The sequence below is a fragment of the Pseudomonas sp. SW-3 genome (genome assembly GCF_016615645.1).
Classification (GTDB): domain Bacteria; phylum Pseudomonadota; class Gammaproteobacteria; order Pseudomonadales; family Pseudomonadaceae; genus Aquipseudomonas; species Aquipseudomonas mandelii.
The window spans coordinates 3,554,616-3,567,087 of the sequence record NZ_CP067098.1 but is presented as its reverse complement, the minus strand read 5'-3'; the positions used below and the strand labels follow the sequence as shown (position 1 = coordinate 3,567,087).

Sequence of the window (12,472 nt, the reverse complement as noted above, 5' to 3'; positions counted from 1 at the left end):
GAAAGCCCTGTCCGGATACGAACGTCCAGTACCCGGACAGGGGAGGCATCAGCTCATGCCCAGCCAGTTTGGTAAAGCCAGGGAGATCCAAGGCACGTAGGTAATCAGGATCAGGAACAGGAACAGTATCATCAGCCAAGGCATGGCGGCTCTGATGGTTGCCGGCAGTGTCATACCCGTCACAGCAGAGGTCACGAACAGGTTCAGACCCACGGGCGGCGTGATCAAGCCGATCTCCAGATTCACCACCATAATGATGCCCAGGTGAATGGGATCGATACCCAGCTTCATGGCGATGGGGAAGAGGATCGGTGCCAGGATCAGGATGATGGCCGAAGGTTCCATAAAGGCCCCCGCAATCAACAGCACAATGTTCACCACCAGCAGGAACATCATCGGTGTCAGACCCGCCTCTATCACCCACACGGTGATCTGTTGCGGTAGTTGCTCGGTGGTCAAAACGTGCGCGAAGAGCATGGCGTTGGCAATAATGAACATCAGCATGATGCTCAGCTTGGCCGAGTCCAGCAGGACCTTTGGCGTTTCGCGGAACGTCAGGTCTTTGTAGACGAACAAGGCGATGAAGGCCGAGTACACGGCCGCCACCGCCGCAGCTTCGGTGGGGGTAAACATCCCGGAGTAGATACCTCCCAGGATGATGAACATCAGCAGTAGACCCCAGATCGCCTTGCGTGCCGTGCCAAGCCATTCACGGAACGTCGCGCGCGGCATGGCGGGCAGCTTTTTCTTCACGGCGACGATGTAGATCGCCACCATCAGCGCCAACCCCAGCAGCAGGCCTGGTAACACGCCCGCCATGAACAGTTTGCCGACAGACGTTTCGGTCGCGGCGGCGTAGACCACCATGACGATCGAGGGTGGAATCAGGATGCCCAGCGTCCCCGCGTTACACACGATCCCCGCGCCGAAGGCCTGCGGATAACCGGAGCGGACCATGCCGGCAATGGCAATTGAACCCACCGCCGCCACAGTGGCTGGGCTCGATCCTGAAAGGGCAGCGAACAACATGCACGCCAACACGGCAGCGATAGCCAGACCACCACGAATATGACCGACACAGGCATTGGCAAAGTCAATCAGCCGCCGAGCGACGCCACCGGTGGTCATGAAGGCCCCTGCGAGCAGAAAGAACGGGATGGCCAGCAACGTGTAGTGCTCAGACGTTTCGAACAACTTGATCGCCAGTGAGCGCACCGAGTCCGGGCTGAAAAAAACGATGGTCAGTGAGCCTGCCAACCCCAGGGAGATAGCAATGGGAACGCCGATCAACATCAGCACGAACAATGATGCAAAGAGGAAGGCAATGGTCATGACTTGTCATCCTCGTGTTCGGTCAGCTTCAACGCATCTGCGGCTTCATCAGCCAGGCCCAGGCCGGTCTGCCTGTTTTGCAGGATGCGCACGAGAATTTCAGCGAAACGGATGAAAACCAAGGCGAACCCTACGGGGACGATCAACCCGATGTGCCATTGCATGATCCCGTACTGGCCCAGGTCTTCGGCGCCAATTTGGGCAACCATCAGGGTCTGGATCCAGCCAAAACTGGCGATGCTGAGCAACCCGGCATAAGTCAGGCAGAAAAGGCAGGCGATGATGCCAATGAACCGTTGCACCGGTTTGCTGGCCAGCTTGACCAGGGCGTCGACGCCGATATGGCCTGCGGTGCGCACGCCGTACGACAGCCCGAAAAATATCAGCCAGCCAAACAGGGCCTTGGTCAGTGAGGTGCTCCAGGTCATGGCTTGCGCCATACCCATGACGCCGTCGCCGATGGCGAACAGCGATTCGCTGGCGCCTTCCCAGCTCTCGGCGAGGCGGTAGAACAGGGTGTAGAGGTTGTTGAGGACAACGTAGACGAATGTTACCAACGTCATGGCCGCCAGAAGGAAGACGATGAAGCCTTCCTCGAAGTGTTCCCAGATGCGCCGAAGAGCATTCATGGATGGCATCTCCTGTAGCGGATGGCAGGCAGGTGCTGCCAGGGCGGCAACACCTGTCGTCCACCGATCATTGGGCCTGGTTGGCAGCTTCAGCCGCGGTGATCAGCTCGGCGCCGATATCGCCTTCGAACTTCTTCCACACGGGCTTCATCGCAACGCGCCATTGGTCGCGCTGCTCAGGCGTCAGGATGATGATCTCGGTGGTCTTGGCCGCAATGATGCTCTGCTTGGCGTTCTGATTCAGCTGCTCGGCCTCTTTGTTCACATGGGCGGTGACTTCGACGAGGATCTTGTCCAGCTCGCCACGAAGCTCTGGCGATAAACCATTCCAGAATTTGGTGTTGGTGATCAGCATGTAGTCCAGTACACCGTGGTTGGATTCGGTGATGTACTTCTGTACTTCATGCATTTTCTGGCTGTAGATGTTCGAGTAAGGATTCTCCGCTCCGTTGACAACACCGGTCTGCAAGCCTTGATAAACCTCGGCGAAGCTCATCTTGCGTGGATTGGCGCGTATGACCTTGAACTGTTCCTCTAGCACGGCAGAGGCCTGTACCCGGAACTTCAACCCACGGGCATCACCCGGCACTCGGAGCGCTTTGTTCGCGGACAGTTGTTTCATCCCGTTGTGCCAATAGGCCAGTCCTGTGATGTTCTTGTCTTCCATTGACTTGAGCAGTCCCTGGCCCTGCGGGCTCAGCTGAAAGCGGTCAACGGCGGAGATGTCATCAAACAGGAAAGGCAGGTCGAACAGTTGAACGGTCTTGGTGTAGTGCTCGAACTTGGCCAGCGACGGTGCAATCATCTGTACGTCCCCGAGCAGTAAGGCTTCCATCTCTTTGCCATCGCCAAACAACGAAGAGTTGGGGTAGACCTCTACTTTGACCTTGCCGGGCAAGCGTTCTTCCACCAGTTTCTTGAACAGCAGGGCCCCTTGGCCTTTGGGAGTCTGCTCTGCAACGACGTGGGAGAATTTTATAATCACCGGATCAGCAGCCATGACCGTGCTCATGGTGCCAAGGGCAAGGGCGCAGGCGAGTGCTTTCCACATGGGTTTGAACATGGGGGGAATTCCTCTTGTTTTAGTTTTTCGTGCGATTCCATGCTCTGAAAAGCATGCGCACGGCGGACAAGAGCAAGTTTAGGCAGAAAACCGCCATTTGAAAGGAGATGACTGAATGTAGTTAGAAATCTTGTCTGTAAGAGGGTGCCGCCTTCGGAAACACTCTCTTACAATATTAACGCTTGGCGTGAATGCGCTAAGGGTTAGCGGCGTGTCGTGTTTAATCGGCTTCGGTGATTTCGGCGTTGTTATCCGGCGTTTATCGCATGGTCAACGTCAACTGATACGCCCCCTGGGCCCGGTTAGTACGGGTGATCGTCACGACGCCACTGCCCACTTCAAGTTGCACGTTCTCGCCTTTCAGTATCGATTCGTCAATCTTATGCGGTATTGATAAGCCCAGCGCTCTCACCGAGAGGCGCTTGGTGGCTTTGATCATTTCACGCTTGGCATCATCGGCGAGAGAGGGCGACGCGATATCGATGATCAGACTGAGATGTTCAGGTATGTGGTCGGCGCCTTGTGCAACAAATCTAATAGTATTGCCGCTAGTACTGTCGACGCTGACATCCCGTACAGGACTCGAACAACCTTCCGTCCCATCCGCGCTGGTTGACCATGTATTCGCGCGCAGTCGAGTATCGCTGAGCACTGTACAGGCATGGTCAGGTGAAGTAATTCGCAACCCTGCCGAGCAACTGAATGACACCAGGATGGCGGTTGTCGCTAGAAAAAAACGGATCATTAAAGTGCCTGTAGATATAAGTACAAATAAGCAACCAAGGCATTTATGGGCCATGGCGGCGCGGACGTAGAAGTTTACAACTGTGTGTTGCATTATTTGCGCGGTTGCATTGGCGCTATAGCATTCTGTTCTTTTCTATGATTTGCGATTGATATCACTTCGCTTGGTAATATCAGACACACGACGATTCAAGCCAAGGCGATCCGTTTTATCGTATGCAAAACCAATCGATCCGACGTTACCTGCAGTGTCGGATGCAACCGGAGCTTTCGAAGATATGTCCTTCGCATTAGTGCTGGCGCGCGTGTCAGGGCCCGAAAACACAGTATCTTTCGCAATCCAGCTAGGCGGACCAGCGAATCCAAAATTCGCTATCGCAACAATAGCCAATAGCATGGACAGAAATTTCATAGCGTTTTCTCCAATGCAAAAATATGGGCTAAGACATTCCTCCACGGAACGAATTTATTGTCCGCTGAAAATAGCATTTAATGGCTTCTACGATCGGTTGCCTGACTAACCTCTTAGTATGACCAGGTAACACCTAAGAATGATTTACTCGGCTTGTCTAAGCGCTTCGATAACGAAGGTGACAGCTGCAATTGTGCGCAGTGCCTTTGTATGGCGAAATTATACAAACGCTGTGAATTGTCATGGTTCAATGAGGCGATAGGAGCGCCGAATCTTTATGGGGGCCGCTCATTGAGCAAATGCTTTACGTTACTATCGTTCGGCAGCGTAGGGCCGACATTCTGGACATCAGCTTAGGCGACAAAAAAAGGCGATGCAGGACACCCATCTGTAGGCGATGTGGTGTTCCATATCAGGAGGCTGGCGCTTTGCCGGCGGTGTAGCAGGGCTGTCGGTTAGGACATTGAGGATAGGGCGTTGATAGGCGAAAGCATGCAGGTATTGTGGGACGACGGTGAGCGTGTCTTGAGCCGGGGACAGCGCTCCGGCAAATTTGGCCGTGAAAAGGTGCTGGTTGCACGGCCCACCTTGGAGCAACCATCGCTCGCTACCCTGGATCGCCTTGCTCACGAGTTCGGCCTGAAGGATGAGCTCAAAGACGAATGGGCAGTGCGTCCCATCGAACTCGTGAGCGAAGGTGGCCGCACAGTGTTGTTGTTTGAAGACCCGGGAGGCGAGCCGCTGGCGAAGCTGCTCATTGGTCCTGTCGAGACGGCAACGTTCTTGCGTCTTGCGATCAGCATCGCCGTTGTGCTGAACAAGTTTCACCTGAGCGGACTCGTCCATAAAGATATCAAGCCCACGCATATATTCGTCAATTGCCCGGACGGTGAGGCCCGGTTCACCGGCTTCGGGCTTGCTTCGCGTTTGCCACGGGAACGGCAGGCGCCCGAGACCATCGCCGGTACGCTTGCCTACATGGCACCTGAACAGACCGGCAGGATGAATCGCTCGATCGATTCGCGCAGCGATCTTTATTCGTTGGGTGTGACCCTTTATCAGATGTTGACCGGTGTGCTGCCATTTACGGCCTCTGACCCTATGGAATGGGTGCATTGCCATATTGCCAGGAAGCCGATGCCACCGAGTGAGCGAGTTGGCACCGTCCCGGAGTCGATTTCACGGATTATCATGAAGTTACTCGCCAAGACGGCCGAGGAGCGTTATCAGACGGCTGCCGGCGTCGAGCATGACTTGCGGCGCTGCTGGTCCGAGTGGCAGCAGCAAGGACATATCAGCCCATTTACGCTGGATGAACACGGCAGGTCTCACCGGCTGGTGATTTCCGAGAAACTGTACGGGCGCGAGAGCGCCGTTGAAGACCTGGTCTCCGCTTTCGGGCGGATAGTTCAAAGTGACGGGACAGGGTTGGTGCTGGTCTCCGGTTATTCCGGGATGGGCAAGTCCTCTGTCGTCAATGAATTGCATAAGGCATTGGTGCCGTTGAGAGGACTGCTGGCTTCTGGCAAGTTCGACCAGTACAAACGTGACATCCCTTATTCAACACTCGTGCAAGCATTTCAGGGACTGGTCCGCACGCTTCTGGGCAAGAGCGACGCGGAGCTGGATGGCTGGCGCACGGCACTGCTTGAGGCACTCGATCTCAACGGGCGGCTCATGACTGACCTGATGCCTGAGCTGAAACTCATTATTGGCGAACAGCCCATGGTTCCAGACCTGGAACCGCAACAAGCGCAGCGTCGTTTTCTGTTGGTATTTAGCCGATTTATTGGCGTATTTGCCCGGGCGGAACATCCCCTCGTGCTGTTTCTAGACGATTTGCAGTGGCTTGATACGGCAACACTTGACCTTATCGAGGACTTGCTCACACGCTCTTCGTTGCGTCACCTCATGCTGATTGGCGCCTACCGTAATAATGAAGTCGCTGCAGATCACCCTCTGAGGCAGAAGCTTCAAACGATGAGGAGTGCAGGGGTCCCGATCGATGAGATAACGTTAACGCCGCTTGCCATTGGGCACATCGAGCAGTTAATCACCGACGCGCTTCATACCGAACCGACGCCGATCAAGCCGCTGGCTCAATTGGTCCACGATAAGACCGCTGGCAATCCTTTCTTCGTGATTCAGTTTCTTCATGCGCTCGCCGAAGAGAAACTGCTGAACTTCGACCATGACCGCAGGCAGTGGGAATGGGATACCGATCGGATTCACGCAAAGGGCTACACCGACAACGTCGTGGATCTGATGGCAGGCAGATTGAACCGCCTGCCGCACTCGACGCTGCAGGCGTTGCAGCAAATGGCCTGCCTCGGCAATGTCGTTGATATCTCGACGTTGGCGACGGTCATGGGGATTCCCCGTGCGCAGTTACACAGGGAGTTATGGGTAGCGATTCGCCAAGAGCTTATCGAGCGCTCGGACGGTGTCTATCTGTTCGCTCATGATCGAATTCATGAGGCCGCCTATTCACTGATCCCCACGCATCTGCTTTCGCAAGCCCACCTGAAGATTGGTCGGCTGCTAGTTTGCGAAATGCCTGCGGAACAGCACGAAGAGGTAATCTTCGACATAGTCAACCAGCTCAATCGCGGCGCCCAGCTGATCACCGAGCAGGAAGAACGAGAGCAATTGGCCCGGTTCAACTTGATCGCCGGCCAGCGCTCCCATGCTTCGACCGCCTATGACTTGGCGCTCAAATATTTCATCACCGGCGCCCAGTTGTTGGACGACCCGTGCTGGCTTCGTCGGCATGAACTGAAATTCAAATTGGAGTTGAACCTGGCCGAATGTGAATTCCTGACCGGGCAGTTGCTTGTGGCGGACCAGCGGCTACAGGCACTTTCGGAGCGCGCGTTAACGATCGTCGAGCAGGGTAGCGTCGCGTGCATGCGGATGAATGTGAATCTACTCCTCGACCGCAGTGATCAAGCGGTGGCTGTCTGTCTGTCCTTTCTACGTCACGTCGGTATCGAGTGGTCCGCTCACCCGAGTGACGAAGCGGCTCGGAGCGAATACGAGGGCATCTGGTCCAGTCTTGGAAATAAAACAGTTGAACAAATCATCGATCTGCCGCCGATGGAGGATGCTGTCGCTCTCGCAACACTTCATGCGCTGACCATGTTGATCTCGCCGGCTTTGCACACGGACACGAACCTTGCCTGTCTGACCATTTGCAAGGCGATCAATCTCAGCCTTGAGTACGGCAATGGCGATGCCTCATGCGTGGCCTACGCCAATCTCTCTCTCGTCACCGGGCAACGTTTTGGCGATTATCAAGTGGGATTTCGATTTGGCCAGCTGGGTTGTGAACTTGTCGAGCGCAGAAACCTTGAGCGTTATGAGGCGCGTACGTACTTATCCTTTTCACTTTTTGTCGCGCGCTGGGCACGTCCTGTGCGCAGTTGCCGCGCGTTGCTGGATCGTGCTTTTGATGCTGCAAACCGGGTCGGCGATTACTCATTTGGCGCGTTTGCTTGCAACATTACCGTCTCTAACTTGCTGTTCGCTGGCGAGCGGCTGCCCGATCTGCAACGTGAGGCCGAGCGAGGCCTCGCGTATGCCAGGAAAGTGCACTTTGGCCTTGTCATAGACTTCATCGAAAACCAGCTGGCACTGATACGGATGTTGCGTGGTTTGACACCGGTATTCGGTTGCCTGGACAGCGAGCAGTTTAATGAGAGCGACGCGGAGCACCATGTTTCCAAGACTTCGCCGGTGTTGACGTGTTGCTTCTGGATCCGCAAGTTACAAGCGCGCTATCTTGCCGGCGATTTTACGTCCGCCATTGAAGCCGCCGCACTGGCGCAGCCTTTACTCGAGGTATCGCACTCCTTTCTCGAGGAAGCCGAATACTACTTGTATGACGCGCTGGCGAGGGCGGGCCTGTGCGCCAGCAACTCGTCAGATGATCGACAGCAGCATTTGACTGTTCTCAATGCACACCACCAGAAACTGCGGGCCTGGGCAGACATTTGTCCCGAGAATTTCGCCAGCCACAAGGCGCTGGTGGGCGCCGAAATTGCCCGGATTGAGAACCGCCTGGTGGATGCGGAGCATTTATACGAAGAGGCAATCGACTCGGCGCAACATGGCGGGTTTATCCATATCGGAGCACTCGCCAATGAACTCGCTTCGCGCTTCTACGCCGCACGCGGTCTTGCCAAAATCGCCCGCGTCTATATGCGCGATGCCCATTATGGGTATCTGCGCTGGGGCGCGGATGGCAAGGTCCGGCAGCTTGAAGCGGTGCACACGTATCTGCGGGCGGAAGCATCCACGTTCGGTCCGGCGACGACCATCGCCACACCCATCGAACAGCTTGATCTTGCCACCGTGCTCAAAGTGTCGCAGGCCGTCTCAGGTGAAATCGTTCTGGAAAAGCTCATCGATATGGTCATGTCGACGGCCGTCGAACAAGCCGGCGCGGAGCGAGGTCTGATGGTGCGCACAGATGGTAGTCACCATCGAATAGTCGCCGAGGCGACTGCGGGCAATGACTCGCCGCAACTGCGTCTGCGTGATGTGCCGGTGAGTGCGTCGCTGCTGCCTGAATTGATCCTCTACCATGTGCTGCGCACGCAAGAGAGCGTTGTCATTGACGACGCGATTACCCAACCCTTGTACGCCGCGGACCCCTACATCCAGAAACATCGAGCCCGCTCCATTCTCTGCTTGCCGTTGATGAACCAGGCGAAACTCATTGGCGCGCTGTTCCTGGAAAACAATTTGACCGCAGGGGCATTCAGCCCTGCGCGCATTGCCGTGCTGAAGCTGGTGGCCTCCCAGGCCGCCATCTCTCTGGAGAACGCCCATTTATATCGCGATGTCGCGGAGCGCGAAGCCAAGATCCGGCGGCTCGTAGACTCGAATATCATTGGCATTATTTTCTGGAATACCGATGGTGAAATCACGGATGCCAACGATGCGTTTTTACGGATGGTCGGTTACGAACGCGAAGACATTGTCTCAGGCCGTGTCAGATGGAGAGACCTGACAGCGCCGAAATATCGTGAGGTTAGTGAAAAGACAATGATAGAAGCGCTGCAGGCTGGGAGTGCCCGTCCTTTTGAGAAGGAGTACATCAAAAAGGATGGCAGCCTGCTGCCCATCATCATCGGTTTGGCCACGTTCGACTCAGGGAGCCAGGAGGGTGTCGCGTTCGTGCTTGACCTGACCGAGCGTAAGCAGGCGCAAGAAAACGCTCGTCAAAGCGAACAGCGTTATCGCAATGTCCAGATGGAGTTGGCGCACGCTAACCGTGTCGCGACGATGGGCCAACTGGCAGCTTCGATAGCCCATGAAGTCAGCCAGCCTATTGCCGCCACCGTTATGGGGGCTCACGCTGCGCTGCGTTGGATGGGCGCCCAGCCACCTAATCTTGGCGAGATAAAACAGGTACTCGACAACGTGATTAAGGATGCTCATCGCGCGGCCGAGGTTCTGGATCGGATCCGGGGGCATATCCGCAAGGCCCCGCCACAAAAGGGACCCGTAGACATCGCGAAAATCATCGGCGAAATGGTCGAATTCACTCGCAGTCAGGCAACCAGTAACGGTGCTTCGGTGCATACAGACATCGCGCAAGATTTGCCGTTAGTACACGGCGATCGTGTAGAACTGCAACAGGTGTTGCTGAATTTGATTCTTAACGCTTTAGAGGCAATGAGCAGCGTCAACGGCGGCGAGAGACAGTTACAGATCAACGCCGAGATGGAAGAGCAGGGCAGCGTGCTGGTGCAGGTGAGCGACAGCGGCCCAGGGTTCGCTGCAGGTGAAGCCGAGCGGGTGTTCACCGCTTTCTATACGACCAAGGCGACCGGCCTGGGCATGGGGCTGTCAATCTGCCATTCGATCATAGAGGCGCATGGCGGTCGATTATGGGCAAGTTCGAATCAGCCCCGGGGAGCGGTGATTCAATTCTCTCTGCCGCCTCATACGCCTGCCTGATCGGTCGCGACTAGCCCTCTGCCTTGTCGATATTCGTGGGTAGGTCGTCCTGCCCCGGTAACTCAGTAATTACACTGAAGTCACTCACCTCAACGGCCCCCAACCCGTAGCCCAGCAAGTGAAAAGAGAACGCCTTGCGCGGCTGCGGATTGTCGAAACTGAAGTGCATCTCCAATGGCTGATCCGCAGTGACAATCATTTCTGCGGGGAGGCCCAACGGGACATCCTGTTCCCGCTCCTTGGCCTTGAGCAGAATGTAGGCATCCTGTTGTGGATCTACCGAGCGCACGGTCAGACGCACGCGAGTGAGTGAGCCCTTTGGCATTTCCAGGTACTGCGCACCAATGAGGTTATCGGCCCAGTCATCCTTGATCGCTGTCTGAAGAGGGATGATGGCGGAACTGCCGAACTGGTAGTGCTGGTTCAAGGGTGTGCGCAGCAGCGAATGATCCAGCGCCGTCGCTCTGGCTGCGATTTGGCGGGCGCGCTTGCGTCCGTACTGACCAGTCAAGGTCGCATGTTCCGCGATGAAGCCTGGGCTGGCGTAATTCCGGCAGCGCTGTTGAAAGTCACACTCGGTCAAGGTGCCCTGACCATTGTGATAGCGCAACTTGTCGTTGGTGTACGACATGATTTCGCGGCCCGTTTCATAGTCGCGAAACAGGGAGCGACCGCTCAAGGCTGGGGGGAAGGGCAAGGCGAAATAGTCGAGTATCGAGGCACTCAGATCGACATGCCCGTAAACCCCGGGCTTCACCTTGGGCAACTGATCCTGCTCGGGCGCGAGCATTAGATTGAAGCCCCAAGAGGACGCCAGGCGCACTCCATCGATACCGTGGGATTCATCCGAGGTGATCACCACCAGGGTGTCTTTCAAGACTCCCTGACGTTCAAGGCCGTTGAGGAATTGCCCAAGCGCATCATCCAGATACCCGACGGCGGCCTGCTTGGGTGTGTCGTAGCGCTCCAGGTAGTCTTCAGGGGCCGAATAGGGCTGGTGGGTGCCAACGGTCAGTAGCGTCAGCATCCACGGTCTTTTCTGTTTTTTCAGCTGGCCAACGTACTCAAGGGCCCCTTCGAAGAAGGCCTTGTCGTCCTTGCCCCAAGGGAATTCCAGGTAGTTGCTGTTGGTGAACCATTCCAGTCCATGAGTGGCATCGAAACCGATGTGCGGCATGATCTTGTCTTTTGCCATGAAACGCAGGCCCGCACCCTGGAGATAGTGCGTGGCGAATCCGTTCTGTTGTAACTGGGCTGGCAGACACGCTTGATTGCGTTCGCTCTGGGTCAACATTTCCACACCCTTCGGCGTGCCGTTGTCCAGTTTGTCGTAATCGCCACACAGCATTGCATACAGACCGCGAATGGTTTGGTGACTGTGAAGGACGTAGTCCGGCGTATTCATGCCGCGCTCTGCCCATCGACTGAGATTGGGCATGAGATTTTCCTGATAGCTGCTGTGCAAGGCTTCTCGATTAACACCCACGTAGGCGCCGGGAATACCTTCCAGCGCGATGATCAACACATTCCGCGCCCACCCGGGAGCGGCGAGCAGTTTCTGTCCTTCCAGATCGAGTTGGGTGAGTCCCGCCATTTCTGGAGGGACATCGACAACATCACCTGCCAACCATTCTTCAGCACTTGACTGAACGTCTCCAACGCTCGCGGACAGTAACTGATGCGGGAGGTTGAACAAGCGCCAAGGGTCTTCGTCGGTGGGGTAGAGGTGCTGGGCGCCCCAGTGGCCGATCAACAGCAGCAACGGTGCTGCCCACACGCTGCGTGGTAAGGCTGGAGTAGGTTTGGAGCGGCCCATCCACTGCGTGATCAACCAGATCGCCAGTCCAAAGCACAGAGTGGCTGCCAGCCATGGCTGGGCGAAACCACCGCCGGCAGAGTTTTCCAGAAATTGAGGGTCAATCAAGTACTGCAGGTCTGTGGCGTTTGGAAACCTCCCGACCGCACTGACGAGTTCAGCAGTCGCCAACGTCATAATTCCCCAAACCAGTAACACCGGCAGCGCTAACCACCAGGGACGACGATGCAGGGTGACGATGAGAAGACTGGCAGTTCCCAGATCTGAAAGGTAGCCGAGTGGACTCGACCAACCCAGTGCCGCACGCAGGCATAGAGGCAAGATCAGGACCAATCCGATCAGCGCGACGAGGCGCGCATAGGGTTGTCGTAACCAGTGACGGATAACGTTCACAGAAAGACCTTCCAGACATTAAAGCTTCATACAAATGTGCTGAATGGTATCAAGCGATGGCAGGACTGGTCGGGACATTCGAAATAGGGGGAGGGGTACTGAAACGGTGGGTAGCC

General features: G+C 55.9%; 7 protein-coding genes. 1 reads left to right on the top strand and 6 read right to left on the bottom strand.

Annotated elements, in window-relative coordinates:
- Positions 1-48: 48 nt before the first annotated feature.
- From dctM to JIO00_RS15905, 5 genes are all read right to left on the bottom strand, one after another.
- A complete protein-coding gene (gene dctM, locus JIO00_RS15925; protein WP_010460767.1) occupies positions 49-1,332 on the bottom strand; it encodes a C4-dicarboxylate TRAP transporter large permease protein DctM in 1,284 nt (427 codons plus the stop codon).
- The gene (locus JIO00_RS15920; protein ID WP_083376620.1) at positions 1,329-1,961 is read right to left on the bottom strand and encodes a TRAP transporter small permease; all 633 of its coding nucleotides are present in this window, start codon (positions 1,959-1,961) and stop codon (positions 1,329-1,331) included. The genes dctM and JIO00_RS15920 overlap by 4 nt, the downstream gene beginning before the upstream one ends.
- 67 nt (positions 1,962-2,028) lie before the next feature.
- The gene (gene dctP, locus JIO00_RS15915; RefSeq protein ID WP_010460763.1) at positions 2,029-3,024 is read right to left on the bottom strand and encodes a C4-dicarboxylate TRAP substrate-binding protein DctP; all 996 of its coding nucleotides are present in this window, start codon (positions 3,022-3,024) and stop codon (positions 2,029-2,031) included.
- 259 nt (positions 3,025-3,283) lie between these two features.
- A complete protein-coding gene (locus JIO00_RS15910; protein WP_042932021.1) occupies positions 3,284-3,769 on the bottom strand; it encodes a hypothetical protein in 486 nt (161 codons plus the stop codon).
- A 135-nt stretch (positions 3,770-3,904) separates the two neighbouring features.
- Positions 3,905-4,180 carry a hypothetical protein gene (locus JIO00_RS15905; RefSeq protein ID WP_141213412.1) on the bottom strand — a complete coding sequence of 92 codons (276 nt, stop codon included), beginning with the start codon at positions 4,178-4,180 and terminating at the stop codon, positions 3,905-3,907.
- 492 nt (positions 4,181-4,672) lie between these two features.
- Between JIO00_RS15905 and JIO00_RS15900 the strand changes: the two genes are divergently transcribed.
- The gene (locus JIO00_RS15900; RefSeq protein ID WP_200666250.1) at positions 4,673-10,147 is read left to right on the top strand and encodes a trifunctional serine/threonine-protein kinase/ATP-binding protein/sensor histidine kinase; all 5,475 of its coding nucleotides are present in this window, start codon (positions 4,673-4,675) and stop codon (positions 10,145-10,147) included.
- Between the two features lie 10 nt (positions 10,148-10,157).
- Here the strand turns inward: JIO00_RS15900 and JIO00_RS15895 are convergent, their stop codons facing one another.
- Complete coding sequence (locus JIO00_RS15895; protein WP_200666248.1) at positions 10,158-12,356, bottom strand: LTA synthase family protein; 2,199 nt, start codon at positions 12,354-12,356, stop codon at positions 10,158-10,160.
- Positions 12,357-12,472 lie beyond the last annotated feature (116 nt).